The organism is Mesorhizobium sp. M0761 (assembly GCF_040320205.1).
Lineage (GTDB): Bacteria > Pseudomonadota > Alphaproteobacteria > Rhizobiales > Rhizobiaceae > Mesorhizobium.
On the sequence record NZ_JAMYPF010000038.1, the window covers coordinates 1 to 17,210 of the forward strand.

The 17,210-nt window shown below is 60.2% G+C and carries 3 protein-coding genes and 6 pseudogenes; 2 read left to right on the top strand and 7 right to left on the bottom strand.

The window, feature by feature from the left end; all coding sequences use genetic code 11:
• The 6 genes and pseudogenes from NKI32_RS31155 to NKI32_RS31180 all read right to left on the bottom strand — a co-directional run.
• A pseudogene (locus NKI32_RS31155) lies at nt 1-112 on the bottom strand (transposase); the annotation flags it as partial.
• Between the two features lie 180 nt (nt 113-292).
• Nucleotides 293-726, bottom strand: a pseudogene (locus tag NKI32_RS31160) (PfkB family carbohydrate kinase); the annotation flags it as partial.
• Nucleotides 727-918: 192 nt separating this feature from the next.
• A complete protein-coding gene (locus tag NKI32_RS31165; protein ID WP_023679698.1) occupies nt 919-1,110 on the bottom strand; it encodes a hypothetical protein in 192 nt (63 codons plus the stop codon).
• 933 nt (nt 1,111-2,043) lie between these two features.
• Nucleotides 2,044-4,578 carry a two-component system VirA-like sensor kinase gene (locus NKI32_RS31170; protein ID WP_353005175.1) on the bottom strand — a complete coding sequence of 845 codons (2,535 nt, stop codon included), beginning with the start codon at nt 4,576-4,578 and terminating at the stop codon, nt 2,044-2,046.
• Nucleotides 4,579-5,219: 641 nt separating this feature from the next.
• Nucleotides 5,220-5,597 (bottom strand): annotated as a pseudogene (locus NKI32_RS31175) (type IV secretory system conjugative DNA transfer family protein); the annotation flags it as partial.
• Nucleotides 5,598-6,437: 840 nt separating this feature from the next.
• Nucleotides 6,438-6,777: pseudogene (locus NKI32_RS31180) on the bottom strand (DDE-type integrase/transposase/recombinase); the annotation flags it as partial.
• A gap of 429 nt (nt 6,778-7,206) precedes the next feature.
• Here NKI32_RS31180 and NKI32_RS31185 point away from each other — a divergent pair.
• Both NKI32_RS31185 and NKI32_RS31190 read left to right on the top strand, forming a co-directional pair.
• A pseudogene (locus NKI32_RS31185) lies at nt 7,207-7,826 on the top strand (aldehyde dehydrogenase family protein).
• A 284-nt stretch (nt 7,827-8,110) separates the two neighbouring features.
• The gene (locus NKI32_RS31190) at nt 8,111-16,975 is read left to right on the top strand and encodes a Ulp1 family isopeptidase (RefSeq protein ID WP_353005177.1); all 8,865 of its coding nucleotides are present in this window, start codon (nt 8,111-8,113) and stop codon (nt 16,973-16,975) included.
• A gap of 152 nt (nt 16,976-17,127) precedes the next feature.
• Here the strand turns inward: NKI32_RS31190 and NKI32_RS31195 are convergent.
• Nucleotides 17,128-17,210 (bottom strand): annotated as a pseudogene (locus NKI32_RS31195) (DNA-binding response regulator); the annotation flags it as partial.

Consider the following 17,210-nt stretch of genomic DNA (forward strand, 5'->3'; position numbering starts at 1 on the left):
GGAAGTGCACGTAGCAGCGTTGCCAGGCGGCTTCGGGGATCACCTCGCCGATCGCTGCCACCAGGCCGGCGTGATCGTCGGACACGACCAACCCGATGCCCTTGCTTTGACGGCAGCGCTGGCGGTCTTAACTTCAGTCTTGTCATGGTGGCGTTCCTTCGCGGCAATCGGTGACGTGAACAATCACCAGCCTGCCATGACCGCCCCCTCTCAGCGAATTTGCAGAACTCTCAGCACACTACCCCGACGTACTCACCCGGATAGTCCGGCGATCCAGACGACCTGCTGCTGCCGTGCCGGAGCGGATCAGCTCGACGAACTCGTCGCGGTAGGGGTCGACGCAAAACGAATACGACAGCGTCATCGACACTTCGCGCCCAGCGGCATGCGCCAGCCGCGCGGTCTGCCGGATCGCTTGCTTGGCGCGCGGCGGGTCCCCCAGATAGCCCTCGAAATAAGTGACCTTGGTGCCCGAAGCCTTGTCCGGTTCGACATCGTCGGGCCGAGTTCGATGCAGGCGCCGAGATAAGCGCTCGCCATCGGGCGTTACGAAGATCATCGAGCATGCCGTGGGTGGTTGTCCCACTAGCGGTTCGGTGTCGAAGGCGACGCCCTGGGCGTGGATGTCGTGGGCGTAGATCTCGCCGAGCGCGTCGTTCGACACCTGCCGAAGAAGGCGGCGCGCCCGCCGAAGCTGCCTACGCCGGCGGCGGTGTTGCCGGCGCTGCATTGCCGATGCAAAGAACGTCATAGTCCGGCGTCAATGTCTCCGCTTGGGAACCCGCCGGCCTTCTTACCACGCCGGCCGGGCGCGGGTCTGGCAAGTGGGCTTTCCTTTTGCCAATGCGTTCGTTCCCGGCCCTCACGGGGCGGCGAGTCCCTGCCACCTGAGGCTACATGGCGGCCGTGGAGATTACCTCAGCAGCGGCGCCCGATCGGAAACCTTAGCACCTCCGCGCTTTGGCGTGGCTGCTTGAACTCTTCGACGGCAACCGCCTCAATTAGCAGATCCAAGGCTTCTCGGCCCCTTTGACTCATCGGGTCATCCCCACAAAGGTAGTCATACGCTCGATCTAAATGCCCTCGGGCGGCGGAAAAATCGCTTGTCATATCATAGAACCCTCTCCATCCGCCCGCATTGCCGTTTACGAGGTGAAGGTGGTGCAATCGTCAATATATACAGACAAATTTGAATTAAGTCGGTGATGATCATAGAGGTCGAGTCCCCGACCTGATAGCGCCATCGAGCCCGCCGACGACCACTCGCTGGCGCTCACGGGCGCGGCGCTGAGTAGTGAAGCGCCGTAAAATGTCGACACAGGCGTTGGTGAACTGGACCGAACGACGAGAACAGCCTATCCAGTGTGTTGTCGGCAGTTAGTTCGAAAGTCCTGCTACACCCGATCCGATGCCTCTCAACGCCGAGGCCGCACCTCCGTGCCGAAGCCGGCCTCCCCAATGGTGGGTCGAGCCTTCGCTTACCCCGTGCTTGCCTCACAGATCCGCGACCGAGAACCCAGCCTCATGCTCCCGCCCTGCCGGGGCCTAGGTCCATCAAGCATGAAAGGAACACGTCGGAACCTGGGACATCGCTTGCCCGGCCGGGCGGCGATAGCCTTGTCGGGGCAGGCGAGGAGCCGTAGCCGAGTGATGAGCGCACAGGAGAAGTTTGGCGTGAATGGGGCGATGATTGTCAAGCTTTGCTTTTCGTCAACCATCTGGCATGACCGATTGGCGACCATCTCCTCGTCCCGACCCTATATTACCCGTCGCCTGTCGCCGCCAGCGCGCAGTGACTTGTCAAGGATGGAGGCCCGCAGACCCCATCGCGCGGCGACTTGTCCTTGACGGTCACGAGCACGGCGGCAGGTTTGCTGTGGTCGGGGAGCCCTTCCTTGGGCGGAAGCCGACGACAGTGTTCGAGGGTTACTCGCCATGAGCCGGGTGCGCAGAGATCGTCCGACGCTCTTGTATTTGCTGGATCCCAGCCGGCTCCGCCTCCGATTGCCTCGGTAGCTCGGTAGCCTGAGCGCGTCGGCGGCATCATGCCATTATCATCCTACGAATTGCATGCTCCATCGTCCTGGACGAGACCGGTTTGGCTAGCCAAAGGACGAAGGTCTGATTACCAGATGTAATCGGCATGGGGTCGCTTCCACCAACGACGATGATGGGCACCGTCATCAGGGTGGTACGTACGGCTTCGGGCTGTCCTGGCCCGAGGAAAGTCGCTTGATCGAAAATTAGGAGGTCGGCTGCCTTCCCGCTCTCGATCCAGTCGCAAAGACTTTCGAAGGTCGCGAAGCCGACAGGCTTATAACCAAGCGCGGCGATCTTATCGTTGTAGATCTCCAACGCTGCTGGATCGGACTCCACGACTGCAATGATTTCTCCATTGCCAAGTGATCCATCGTATGGACCGGAAGCGCTATCAGCTCTGACCTGCTCCTCAGCGCAGGCCGGTAAGTAGAGATCGAAGCGTGTACCTCGGCCAACAGCCGAGGTGACGTCAAGGCATCCTGCGAGCGCGCTCACATGGCGGTCCACCGCAGCAAGACCCAGTCCGGTCCCGCCGACGCGAGAGCGCGTGGTAAAAAAGGGCTCAAAGATGTGCGGAAGCACCGAACTTGCGATTCCTTGGCCATCGTCGCTGATGGAGAGGAGAACGTAATCTCCCGGTTTCAAGGTGCCCTTAGCCACGGGCTTCGTTTGACAGACGTGAGCGCGAGAAACGCTAATCTCGACACGGCCCTCATTCAAGAGAGCCTCCGACGCGTTCTTGCATAGATTCATAAGGATTTGCTGTATCTCGGTCGGGCTGCCCTCGATCACCGTTTGCCACTCGTTGATCTTGAAGTTCAACTGAACATCCGCACGAAGTGTAACCCGCAGCAATGTCGCGAGATCCATTACACTCTCCGAGACGTCGAAAGGCATCGTCACGCGCTTCCGAGTTCGGCTTAGTGACAAAATTTGATCAATAATCAGCTTGGCTCGGTTGCTGGCCAAGATAATTTGGCCGATGTGGCCCCGAATTCTCGAGGGGCGGCGCACAAGACCTTTAGCCATCTCTGCGTAGCCGACTATTGCTCCTAGAACATTATTGAATTCATGTGTAACGCCGCTTGCGATTGTGCCGACAGCCGTCAGCCTTTCCGCATGCTCCCATCGACTCTCAAAAAGGTTACGTTCCGTGTGTACACGTTGCATTTCAAGATGGTTGCCTAAACGCACAGTAGCGCTCGCCAGAACCAGGAGGTCGTCTGTGGAGGGTGGTGAGCGATCTCCTTCAAAAACAAGGATACAAACCGCAGCCTGCTGATCGGAGGCCCTGCACCCAACAATTTGACAAACACCGGTAGTGCCTACGGCAGTCCGAACGACTTCCGACGCCGGAACGACGCGAAACACTGGCTGTTCCGGGTGTACAAGTGAGACGACTTCATGGATTAGCGTGGCGTTCCAGACGCGCATGCGCTTGTTCGCGACAAAGTACTCGGTATTCCTGCTGATACTCGGATCCACCAGAGCAAGCGCGCATTGATCCGCATCGAAAACGCATTGAATGAGTCTAAGCGCTGCTTCGGTGGAGAAGCGCCGCGAAGCCTTCGTTGCTTGACTGTCGATGAAACAAGCTTCGATCTCACTCATCGCCGCTTCAAGCTCTAACCGCCTTTCCAACCGGTTCGTCCGCACATGCAGCGTGGAGGCTCGAATGGTCGCAAACAAGCAGAGGCATATGGACACCAAGCCAAAGAAAAGTCGTGTACGCTGCGCTTGCGCGCTGGCGAAGCTGTAGGCTTTCAGATGTTCTCGCTCCAATTCGGCAGCCTTGGCGAACGTGTCGAAGGATGGGATCCGATTTACAGCGCGGTCCAACCTCAACATTGAGGACACGATAGCGCGGCCCTCGCGGGCAACATCCTCCGTGACTTGGTCCTGGCTAGGAGGAAGTCGGCGGAGAGACTGATCGATTTGTAATGCGAGGCTGAATCCCGGTCTGGCCGAAAATTGAAGGATCAGATTGGAAAATTCAGGCCTGTTCGACACTCCCCCCCGAAGGCGATTAGCCGAGCGAGCAAAGCGTACGAGAGAGCTTTGCAGAAGCTCATTTTGCGCGGCCGAGGCCGAGATGGCAGCTTCTGTGTTTTCGAGGGAATTTTTGAGCTGTGCAACCAACCTGGAGTGCACCCCGGAGCTCTCATTGGGCGAAATCTCAACAAGGCGTTGGTAGTTTTGAAGGTTCCTTTTTAATGCTTGCCCGGTAGAAGCAACGGAACGGAAGTCCAATACCATGTCGGCGCGGGCGACGTCTCGCTGGAGCAATGCGTAGTTGATCTGAATCGTCCGCAGTTCGCTTAGGACCGCCTCGTTGATCTGGGGGTCTTGCCACTGTATCGCGACCAAGAGCGCGACCGAGGCCACTAGGGCCATTACAGAAGCTTTGTCGGTACTGAGCCATTTTTCCCAAACGAACGGCGTTTGAGCCGCGGTGCGTGCCTTGCGAAGGTCCGATTTGAATTCTAGCTCCCCATCGCGTCGGTGTGCGGCCGGATGCTGCTGGAACAGGAAAGCCAAGTGTACCTCTCCCCTCAAATAGGCGGTGTAGACACCGTTGCACTCTGCCCCCATGGCCCGCTGACCTTCCATTGATTCGCGGGCGTTTCGACCTCGACGGCGAGGCGGCAGCACAAGGCGGGCAACTGATCGCAGTTTTCGGAACTGGTCTTCCGAGAGATCATCGAAGGGGCATACAAGCGCACGCCTGCAGCAGCCGAGGATGATACCGGCCGGCCAAACGCAACTGGCGAGGGCCGGATCTGCTGTTGGCTGGCAGCTAACACTGGAGGGGCGGCGGCCTCGACTCCGGCGTGCCTAGAGCCGGCTGCTGCGAAAGCGTCCGACACGCTTCCCTTGGGGTCATCCCGTCCAGCGGGCATCCTTGGATCGCTGAAAAAAGATGAGGCGGCTTGATGATCCTGCCCTCGCTGAAGCACCTCGCGAAACCCCTTTTCCAGTCGCAGAAGCTCCTCTGGACCGGCAGGCGGCTCGTCAGCTCGACCATCGAACAGCGGCCGGAGCGCCTCGGACACGTGCTGCTCAAAGCCCACTCGCCGGGCCTGGACCGCTTGCCCGTCTTCCAAGCCGGCGTCCTGCACCTGCGACAAAGCTGTTACACGGGATGGATTACTATTTCGCCGGTTCATACTAGCCTCACATCAAACTGTATCGTCAAAGTCCTGCGCCAATTCACACAGCGGGTCATCGAGTTGAGATTCTGCGGAGAGCGCCTCCTCTGCTCCCGTCAAGGGCGCCGGCTCCGGGAGGGCGCCTGTCTGGCTTTCAAAGATGCGTTTCAGAATGCGATCCGAAAAATATCGCACCTTCCTCAATTTTAATGGTGGCAGACCTTTGATAAGAACAATCTCGTAGTCGTCATCGAGCAGCCGAACCTGTTCGGGACGCAATAGCGGTGCACCTTGATGTGAATTCTGAACGTTCCAATCGAACGTTGGCGCCTGGCTGTAGGAAATCGATTTGGCTTGAAATGTGAATCCACCGATAGCTTTGGAAATGTAGTTCGGAGTCTCGTCATCTACCTCGATGTTCCTAGAAGCGCGCCGGCAGCCCGGGCGGGGGGCTTGGGGTTAGACTGCCAGCGCACGCCACTCATAAAGAGCGGCCTCTTTTCGCGGTTCGGACACCCATAGTCAACCCGGCAACGTCTGGATGCCCGCTGTGCTTTTTGCAGAGCGGCGATGCGGGAATATCGGCCGATCCTGTCTAGGATGGTGTGGCCACTCTCGTCGGCCGAGTTGATGCTCCAGCCAGTATCGCCTTGCCGACCAGCATGAGTTCGCCGTTAGCAATCCATCGTTGCGAGCCGAGACCGAGGTAAAAAGCGCGTCTTATCGACTATGTAGCTGACGCTCCCGCTGACGCCTTCGAGCGCGCACGCTATGCCCCGTTCGCACCCTCTTGTGAATAGTACTGCCCCATGCACCTGAAACCGCCTCCTGGGACCAGGCTTGCTCAAGCCCTTGATTCAACACGATTGATCCGACGCCAAGGGAAGCGGTTTCGAGGTGCCGCAGCGCGTACATGATGATGACCGCCGCGGGGGCCTCGCGGACTTCGAGAACCTTTTCACCGGTTGAGATGTGTTCGAGCCCGGTTGCTGACATACTGGCTCTTGCGGATGCTGATCGACTTCAGTGCTCGTCGCGATGCCGCAAGCGATTTTTTGCGGCAAATGAGCTTTCCGAAAAGTTTGCGACAGAACCCGCCGACGCCGCTCTCATCGAAGCGGATGAGGCTCAGCGGCCTCCCCTGTCCGACAATTTGCGTCGGTTTGGCGATTTGACGACACAGGCTTGTTGGTCGGGCTTGTCACGTTGTCTGAAATTGGCCGGCCGAGGGCTGCTGCTGCTGAATCGTGCGGGCGTTCCAGTCACGGCCTTCCATTCGGCGATGGCTTGCAAGCGATGAACATGTATGGCGAGTGCAGAACGTTTGGGGCGGGGGACGAAGAGGTTGCGGACGGCTGACAAGGTCGAGACGAAGCGTTGCAGGCCTCCCGGCGATCGGACCCCTGCATCATCCGCTCCCGTTTTCGCGGCGCTGGGAATTCTCCGCTCTGTTGTTCAACCCCTTGTGCGACCGGTGCTCGACGTCCGGCATCATCTGTCGCTTTGCCGCTCCATACGAGCGAAGCTAGTCGGTGATCATGCGCTTCGGCGCGAGCCCCTGCTTCTTCCACAGCCGCGTCAGCAAGCGCAACCTCTCGCAGGGTGCGCTCTCAGAGTTCGTTCCTGCGCAGCGGCGTTGTTATCTCGATACTGGATAAGCGTCTACGAACCTACGCGCCGCATAACGAGCTTTGTTGCGCTGGTCGGTTCCGAAGGGTGGCTCTATGCATCGCAGTGGCGGACGCGAAATCCTCACCATCCTTCTGCATCGCCCTATTTGGCTTGCCGAAAACCCAATTTGGCCGGCACGCTGCCGCTGAATACGATGATCATCTCGCATTCTTGCTATGGAGGCTGTCGTCCTCCTGGGCACGCGGCTGACGGCGACGAAAGCGGGTCTATTCATGCAACACCCCTTTTTGGCAGGCAAGCTGGTGGACCTCGGGATGTCGGGGGCGAATATAGCGAAGACTCCCGCCGCTCGCTGATGCATTCTGGACGCAACCGCATCGAGCCGATGTGTTCGAGACGCTTCGCGGCTGCAGTCGCCGAACGATGGCGTGGTTATGCGACCTGTTCGGCATGGCTACCCCCGTCCAGTCAGGCGTTCACGAAGGTGTTTGTCGAGAGTTCGTGGAGAAAGTCCGCCACTTATCGTTGGCGAGGGCTTTGCTCCGGAGTGGCGATCGGTGCGCTGATCGACAGGCAGGCTCTGGCCAAAATCGAATCCCATATCGCCAATACCGTCGCGAAAGGCCGCAGAATTCGATGCGGGGGCAAACGCATCGCGCGAATGGCACGTCGAACTATCGGTCCTGTCTCCAGCGAGATGACCATCGCGCAAGAAAGAGACATTCGGGCGGCTGGCGCCTGTGATTGCTTCGATGCGGATAGGTCCGTGCATGAGGCCAACGACACGATCTACGGCCTTCCCCCACATTTGTGCCTCAAACGGAAGCGTGTTTTGCGTGTGGCCGAGGCCTTGGAATATGGCATAGTGGTATGAACACGGGACGCATGTCGTCGGAAGCCGCGCCTTTCGGCCGAGTGAAGCAGTCCGGCATCGGGCGGGAGGGTTCCCGCCATTGCCTCGAGGACTACCTCGAAATGAAATACCTCTGCACGGGCGGCATCTGAAGCATGGGCTTGCAGGGGCTCGCAGACCGGTAAACCAGCGAGCCATCTCCAAATGTGTGAATTGTGGATTGCTCCTCGACGGGAGCTGAGGGGCGGCTCCGCAAGCCTTACGACGCTCTTTGCGAGCCGTAGCTGCCGAGCTGGCAAAAGGCCGGGCTACGTCGCGCCAGCGCAATCGGCGCGCAGAAAATTAGGCCTACCCGCTCCGGGACCGCGGACCTCGTCAGCTTCTCGTAAGTATGCCCGAGTAGGTTGCTCAGCTGATCTGTGGACGTGAGGCTAGCGTGAACCGGCACAAATTTGACCTATCCAATGTAACAGGTTGGCGGCAGGTGCAGCCCCCGGCATCTCAAGAGCAAGCGGCAGAGGCCGGGCAAGAGGGCTTTGAGCAGCGCTCGGGCGAGGCGCGCCAAGCCGCTGCCCAAATTCCCGCCCCCGGCGTTCCGGCTCTGCCAGACCCGTTCCATCCTCATCCGTCTCAGGGAGACCTGAGCCTCATCGAAGGCGCGGCCCCATGGGAAGCGCAGCCCATGATGCAAGGGAGCGGACAAGAACACGCCGCGGCGCCGTACGCCGGAGGCAGTGGGTCGATGCTAGGTGCCTCGGTGCTGCAGCCGGGTCACTCAACGGCGCGCCATCATCATGCGCCGGATTCGTCAGTGGGTGATCTGAATCCTTCCGCACCGTTCGAGTTGCGTGACCATGCTCGTTCCCCCGTGCCGGCGGCGGTGCAGCCAGATCCTCCAGTAGTGGTCTCCGACGGTCGCGGCTGCAAGCGTCCTCTTTATTCCAACGATGCGACCCTTGTCGAAGGGCTGAGGTCAGCACTCTATGCCGGTAAGGCCAAGGAGGAAACGGTCAAGCGCCATGTAAATTCTCTTTACGGCTTTGGTCGTTGGCTCTTTAAAAATAACAAGCCGGGATTTGCTGCTCGGCTTCACGAGGAGTCGCTGGATGAAGATCTCAAGGAGTACGAGAGCAGTGGTGGCTCCTCGACTGTGGCTGTGGCACTGCGTCGTCTCAGAGAGTCGGCGGGCGGAGTGCCAATGGTGGGCCGCGCTGTCCTGAATCCCGACCCTGCCGACGCCGTGCTCATCAAAGAGTACAAAGCGGCTCTCATCAAAGAGTACAAGGGAGCGCCTGCGACCGGGCCGAATCGCCAAACCATTCACGATTATGGAGCTACTCTTAGACGTTTCAGTGAATACCTGGTTGAAAACAACAAGCCGGGGATTGCGGCTCGGCTTCACGAGGAGTCGCTGGATGAAGATGCCAAGCGCTATAAGGACTCCAGTGGTGACCGGAGGATCATTGCACTAGCTCAACTCCGGAAGTTCCTGCCGTCCGCCGCACTCGGGCGCGAAATTGCCCTTGCTGCTCGTCCGGAAGACGCAGTCGGCATGGAGGCTCGTGCCATTGGGGACGCCGCTGCGCAGCACCGCGGGCCGCAGAAGGCATTGGGTCGGCCAGAGAAGCTCCCTGGGGAAGCTAATGAAGACGCCGCTGTTCTGCCATCGTCTTTCGTACCAACTGGGCACCATCACCAAGCCTCGGATCCCGCAGAGTCCTTTCGTCCCCTGATCTGGCGCGACGGCGACCAGCGCGCGCCGGACGAGCGGATCGCTGCACAGGACAGGAGCAACCTGCTACCAAGCGAGGAGGTGCCACTGAGGCCACCGGAATTCGCTCCGCCCAGCTTGCGGGCGGGGAATTCCGCCTCGCCAGAGCTCTTTCCTGAGGGGATGTCCCCCGCGGTCGAAGGGTTTTTTGGTGTTTTCGGCGACCCCAGCGGGCGGGTGCTCGGCGCATTGCAATTGCTAGGCGACGAACATATCCACAGGGATTACCAGCTCCTGGAGCAGGAGTTGCAGGGGAACAATCCAGAACTCGCCGCCCGGACGCGGTTCGTGGATCCCCTCGTAGCCAATTATCATCTGCGCTTGGGCTCCGAGAGCGACAAGCTAAGCGCATTCCAGCGCATCGTCCATAATCAGAACGGTAACGACACAGCCGACTTCCTGTTCGTGCCAGTGAGCGATGGCGGTAAGACTCTTGCGGAGCGCGGCAAACATTGGTCGCTGCTGTTCGTTGATCGCAGCGACCGGGAACGGCCGGTTGCCTATCATTATGACTCCGTCAGCGGATGGCATGACAAGCTTGCAAAACACCTCGCAGAAAGGCTGGGCGCCAGCCTGGAGACCCGCGTGGACTTACCCCGCATCGCCCAGCAGAGCAACGAGTGGGATTGCGGAGTCTACGTGGTGGACGGCACGCGGGCGCTGGTTGGGCGATTGCAAAGATGGCAGCCAGACCTGAACCTCAACAACCTCGTCGTCAATCGGCAGGCACTACAAACCCGACTCATGGGTGACGATACATCTGGAACGGCAAATTATCTCACGAACTTTGAACTCATGGACCGACAGGCGCGAGACGCGGTTAAGGAAAGCCCCGTTGGGACGCTTCACCAGCGGATCAAGCGGCTCGGCCAGTCAGCGCGAGCGTTGCACGACAGAGCCCTGGCTCCAGTCGCGCCGGACCAAGGCAACCCAGACTCGGTGTTCGTACGGGACGTTGTTCCCGGGGAAACACGCCATCATCATGCGCCGGATTCGTCAGTGGTTGATCTGAATCCCCCCGCACCGTTCGAGTTGCGTGACCATGCTCGTTCTATGCCGGCGGCGGTGCAGCCAGATCCTCCAGTAGTGGTCTCCGGTCGCGACAAGCGTCCTCTTTATTCCAACGATGCGACCGTTGTCGAAGGGCTGCGGTCAGCACTCTATGCCGGTAAGGTCGGGGAGCGCACGGTCACGGACCATGTAAATTCTCTTCTCGGCTTTGGTCGTTGGCTCTTTGATAATAACAAGCCGGGATTTGCTGCTCGGCTTGACGATCCGTTGCTGGATCAGGATCTCAAGGAGTACCAGCGCGAGAGTGGCTCCTCGAACGTGGCTAGAGCACTGGGTCGTCTCAAAGAGTCGGCGGGCGGAGCGCCAATGGTGGGCCGCGCTGCCCTGAATCCCGACCCTGTCGACGCCGAGCTCATCAGAGATTACAAAGCGGCTCTCATCAAAAAGTACGAGGCAGAGCCTGCGACCGGGCCGAATCCCAAAACCACTCAGGACTATGCGGCTACCCTTAGACGTTTCAGTCAATACCTGCATGAAAACAACAGGCCGGGGATTGCGGCTCGGCTTTACGAGGGGTCGCTGGATGAAGATGCCAGGCGTTATTTGGACTCCAGTGGTAACCGGTGGATCAGTGCACTAGCTCATCTCCGGAAGTTCCCGCCGTACGCCGCACTCGGGCGCGAAATTGCCCTTGCTGCTCGTCCGGAAGACGCAGTCGGCATGGAGGCTCGTGCCATTGGGGACGCCGCTGCGCAGCACAGCGGGCCGCAGAAGGCATTGGGTCGGCCAGAGAAGCTCCCTGGGAAAGCTAAGCAGCTGAGCGAGATCGGCAATTCAGGCGCTCGCGTGCTGATGCAGGCCCCCACCCATCAAGTGGGTGCATTGCCATGGGAGGCGCAGCCCATGATGCTGGGGGACGAGCACCTGGCACCGCATACCGGAGGCAGTGGGTCGATGCTGGGTGCCTCGGTGCTGCAGCCGGGTCACTCAAGGGCGCGCCATCATGATGCGCCGGATTCGTCAGTGGTTGATCTGAATCCCCTCGCACCGTTCGAGTTGCGTGACCATGCTCGTTCTGTGCCGGCGGCGCCTGCCGGGCCAGCGTTCGCCAGGGCTGAGGAGACGCCCTCCGCGGTTGGCGAGGCCGCGGTGGCCGAAAGGTGGGCTCGGTTGCAAAAGCAAATGGACGAACCAGTGCATGATCCCGGCCCTCAAGTGGATACATCGCCATGGGAGGCGCAACTCATGGTGCAAGGGAGCGGACAAGAACACGCCGCGGCGCCCTACGCCGGAGGCAGTGGGTCGATGCTGGGTGCCTCGGTGCTGCAGCCGGATCACTCAACGGCGCGCCATCATCATGCGCCGGATTCGTCAGTGGTTGATCTGAATCCCCCCTCACCGTCCGAGTTGCGTGACCCTGCTCGTTCTGTGCCGGCGGCGCCTGCCGGGCCAGCGTTCGCCAGGGCTGGGGAGACGCCCTCCGCGGTTGGCGAGGCCGCGGTGGCCGAAAGGTGGGCTCGGTTGCAAAAGCAGAAGGTCGACGCTGATTTGTCGGGATATTTCGACTCGATTCCGCACGCGGACCTTCTACGATCTCCATGGGAGGCGCAACTCATGACGCAAGGGAGCGGACAAGAACACGCCGCGGCGCCCTACGCCGGAGGCAGTGGGTCGATGCTGGGTGCCTCGGTGCTGCAGCCGGGTCACTCAACGGCGCGCGATTCGTCAGTGGTTGATCTGAATCCCCCCGCACCGTTCGAGTTGCGTGACCATGCTCGTTCTGTGCCGGCGGCGCCTGCCGGGCCAGCGTTCGCCAGGGCTGAGGAGACGCCCTCCGCGGTTGGCGAGGCCGCGGTGGCCGAAACGCTGGCTCGGTCGCAAAAGCAGATGGTCGACGCTGATTTGTCGGGATATTTCGACTCGATTCCGCACGCGGACCTTCTACCATCGCCATGGGAGGCGCAACTCATGCAAGGGAGCGGACAAGAACACGCCGCGGGGCCCTACGCCGGAGGCAGTGGGTCGATGCTGGGTGCCTCGGTGCTGCAGCCGGGTCACTCAAGGGCGCGCCATCATGATGCGCCGGATTCGTCAGTGGCTGATCTGAATCCCCCCGCACCGTCCGAGTTGCGTGACCCTGCTCGTTCTGTGCCGGCGGCGGTGCAGCCAGATCCTCCAATAGGGGTCTCCGGTCCCGACAAGCGTCCTCTTTATTCCAACGATGCGACCGTTGTCGAAGGGCTGAGGTCAGCATTGGAGAGCACGGTCAAGCGCCATGTAAATTCTCTTCTCGGCTTTGGTCGTTGGCTCTTTGATAATAACAGGCCGGGATTTGCTGCTCGGCTTCACGAGGAGTCGCTGGATCCGGATCTCAAGGAGTACGAGAGCAAGAGTGGCTCCTCGGACGTGGCTAGAGCAGTGGGTCATCTCAAGACGTGGGCGGGCGGAGCGCCAGTGCTGGACCGCGCCGCTGTCCTGAATAATCCCGACCCTGCCGACGCCGCGCTCATCAGAGATTACACAGCGGCTCCCATCAAAGAGTACAAGGCAGCGCCGACCGGGCCGAATCCCGCTACCATTCAGACCTATGGGTCTGCTCCTAGACGTTTCAGTGAATACCTGGTTGAAAACAAAAAGCCGGGGATTGCGGCTCGGCTTCACGAGGGGTCGCTGGATGAAGATGCCAAGCGCTATAACAACTCCGGTGGGATCAGTGCACTAGCTCATCTCCGGAAGTCCGAACTCGGGCTCGAGCTCCCTGGGAAAGCTAATGAAGACGACGCTGTTCTGCCATTGTCTTTCGTGCCAACTGGGCCCCATCACCAAGCCTCGGATCCCGCAGGGTCCTTTCGTCCCCTGATCTGGCGCGACGGCGACCAGCGCGCGCCGGACGAGCGGATCGCTGCACAGGACAGGAGCAACCAGCTATCAAGCGAGGAGGTCCTCATCAACCGTGAGCATGATACAGCGGAGTTGAGACCAGCGAAGAGGCAAAGGCCCCTGAACAGTCGTCTGCAGGACGTTGCCACTGAGCCGCAGCTGAGCGAGATCGGCAATTCAGGCGCTCGCGTGCTGATGCAGGCCCCCACCCATCAAGTGGGTGCATTGCCATGGGAAGCGCAGCCCATGATGCAAGGGAGCGGACAAGAACACGCCGCGGCGCCGTATGCCGGAGGCAGTGGGTCGATGCTGGGTGCCTCGGTGCTGCAGCCGGGTCACTCAACGGCGCGCCATCATCATGCGCCGGATTCGTCAGTGGTTGATCTGAATCCCCCCGCACCGTCCGAGTTGCGTGACCATGCTCGTTCTGTGCCGGCGGCGGTGCAGCCAGATCCTCCAATAGGGGTCTCCGGTCGCGACAAGGGTCCCCTCTATTCCAACGATGCGACCGTTGTCGAAGGGCTGAGGTCAGCTTACGCGGGTAAGGTCAAGGAGAGCACGGTCAAGCGCCATGTAAATTCTCTTCTCGGCTTTGGTCGTTGGCTCTTTGACAATAACAGGCCGGGATTTGCTGCTCGGCTTGACGAATCGTCGCTGGATCAGGATCGCAAGGAGTACGAGAGCAGGGGTGGCCCCTCGGAGTACGAGAGCAGGGGTGGCCCCTCGATCGTGGCTAGAGCACTGGGTCGTCTCAAGACGTTGGCGGGCGGAGCGCCAGTGGTCGACCGCCCTGTCCGGAATCCCTACCCTGCCGACGCCGCGCTCATCAGAGATTACACAGCGGCTCTCATCAAAGAGTACAAAGAAGCGCCTGCGACCGGGCCGAATCGCGGTACCATTCAGGTCTATGGATCTACTCTTATACGTTTCAGTGAATACCTGCATGAAAACAAAAAGCCGGGGATTGCGGATCGGCTTCACGAGGGGTCGCTGGATGAAGATGCCAAGCGCTATGTGAACTCCGGTGATAACCGGAGGATCAGTGCACTAGCTCATCTCCGGAAGTTCGCACCCGGGCGCGAAATTGCCCTTGCTGCTCGTCCGGAAGACGCAGTCGGCATGGAGGCTCGTGCCATTGGGGACGCCGCTGCGCAGCGCAGCGGGACGCAGGAGGCATTGGGTCGGCCAGAGAGGCCCCCTGGGAAAGCTAAAGACGGGCGGGTGCTCGGCGCATTGGAATGGCTAGGCGACGAACATATCCAGAGGGATTACCAACTCCTGGAGCAGGAGTTGCAGGGGAACAATCCAGATCTCGCCGCCCGGACGCGGTTCGTGGATCCCCTCGTAGCCAATTATCATCTGCGCTTGGGCTCCGAGAGCGTCATGCTAAGCGCATTCCAGCGCATCGTCCATCAGAACGGTAACGACACAGCCGACTTCCTGTTCGTGCCAGTGAGCGATGGCGGTAAGACTCTTGCGGAGCGCGGCACCCATTGGTCGCTGCTGTTCGTTGATCGCAGCGACCGGGAACGGCCGGTTGCCTATCATTATGACTCCTACAACGGATGCAATGACACGCTTGCAAAAGAGCTCGCAGAAAATCTGGGCGCCAGCCTGGAGACCCGCGTGGGCGTATCCCGCATCGCCCAGCAGAGCAACGTGGTGGATTGCGGAGTCTACGTGGTGGACGGCACGCGGGCGCTGGTTGGGCGATTGCAATCGCAGCCAGATAACCTGAACCTCAACAACCTCGTCGTCAATCGGCAGGCACTACAAACCCGCCTCAGGGGTGACAATACATTCGGAACGGCAAATAATCTTACGAACTTTGAGCTCATGGACCGACAGGCCCGAGACGCGGTTAAGGAAAGCCCCGTTGGGACGTTTCACCAGCAGATCAAGCGGCTCGGCCAGTCAGCGCCAGACGTTGCTCCCGGGGACCCATTTAAATTTCAAAGTCTTGAGAGCAAGGGGGACGCCGCTGCGCAGCGCAGCGGGCCGCAGGAGGAATACAGTTGGCCAGAGTATCTCCCCCCTGGGAAAGCTAATGAAGACGACGCTGTTCTGGCATCGTCTTTCGTGCCAACTGGGCCCCATCACCAAGCCTCGGATCCCGCAGGGTCCTTTCGTCCCCTGAGCTGGCGCGACGGCGACCAGCGCGCGCCGGACGAGCGGATCGCTGCACAGGACAGGAGCAACCAGCTACCAAGCGAGGAGGTCCTCATCAACCGTGAGCATGATACAGCGGAGTTGAGACCAGCGAAGAGGCAAAGGACCCCGAACAGTCGTCTGCAGGACGTTGTCACTGAGCCGCAGCTGAGCGAGATCGGCAATTCAGGCGCTCGCGTGCTGATGCAGGCCCCCACCCATCAAGTGGGTGCATTGCCATGGGAGGCGCAGCCCATGATGCAAGGGAGCGGACAAGAACACGCCGCGGCGCCGTACGCCGGAGGCAGTGGGTCGATGCTGGGTGCCTCGGTGCTGCAGCCGGGTCACTCAACGGCGCGCCATCATCATGCGCCGGATTCGTCAGTGGTTGATCTGAATCCCCCCGCACCGTCCGAGTTGCGTGACCATGCTCGTTCTGTGCCGGCGGCGGTGCAGCCAGATCGCCCAAAAGTGGTCTCCGGTCCCGACAAGGGTCCTCTTTATTCCAACGATGCGACCCTTGTCGAAGGGCTGAGGTCAGCACTCTATGCCGGTAAGGTCGGGGAGATCACGGTCAAGCGCCATGTAGATATTCTGTTCGGCTTTGGTCATTGGCTCGTTGAAAATAACAAGCCGGGGATTGCGGATCGGCTTCACGATTCGTCGCTGGATCGGGATCGCAAGGAGTACGAGATCTGGGGTGGCGGCCCCTCGGCCGTGGCTGGGTCACTGGGTCGTCTCAAGACGTGGGCGGGCGGAGCGCCAGTGGTGGGCCGCCCTGCCCTGAATCCCCACCCTGCCGACGCCGTGCTCATCAGAGAGTACACAGCGGCTCTCATCAAAGCGTACGAGGCAGCGCCGACCGGGCCGAAACCCCGTACCGTTGAGGTCTATGGGTCTGCTCTTAGACGTTTCAGTCAATGCCTGGTTGAAAACAAAAAGCCGGGGATTGCGGCTCGGCTTCACGAGCGGTCGCTGGATGAAGATGCCAAGCGCTATATGAAAACCGCTGACATCAGTGCACTAACTCATGTCCGGAAGTTCGCACTCGGGCGCGAAATTGCCCTTGCTGCTCGTCCGGAAGACGCAGTCGGCATGGAGGCTCGTGCCATTGGGGACGGCGCTGCGCAGACCGCGGCACAAGCTCATGGCCACGCAGGAGAGCAGGGACCCATCTCTCGAGCTCAACAAGTCGCGCCAGCGCCGTTTGAACGGCACTTGGGCAAGAAGCGTGAGGCCCAGGACGGACTGACGAGTACACTTGACAGGAGCAACCTCGTGAACAGCGGGGGCGTCATCATAAACAATGAACATTACACAGCGCTGTTGAGACCGGCGAAGAGGCAGAGGACTGATAATCCGCAAAGCCGCGCCATGGGGCGGCAACTGAGCGAAGCAACCACGACGTCCATCAGCCAAGCCTCCGATCAAGCCCGAGCGGACCTAATGGCTTCCTTCAGAAGCAGGGAGCGCTCCGACGCGGGGCGTTGAGCTCCATGGCTGGGGTCAAGCAGAACAGCTCTCTTGACGACAGAGGCGCTGATGCGATCTCCGGACCGGTAGCTCTCGCTGTAATTGATCAGGCTGGTACTGTTGGAAGGCTTGATCAGCCTCGTCACCCCAATCTCCAGCATAGCTCATTGTCACGCGGCCAACGTGCCTCCGTAGCTAACATCTACGTCAGCGTTGAAGAAGTACCCTGCGCCACGGGATGTTTTGACCAGGC

Excerpts from the sequence above, each read along its gene's own strand:
- NKI32_RS31165 (WP_023679698.1), bottom strand. The coding sequence starts at position 1,110 with ATGACAAGCGATTTTTCCGCCGCCCGAGGGCATTTAGATCGAGCGTAT.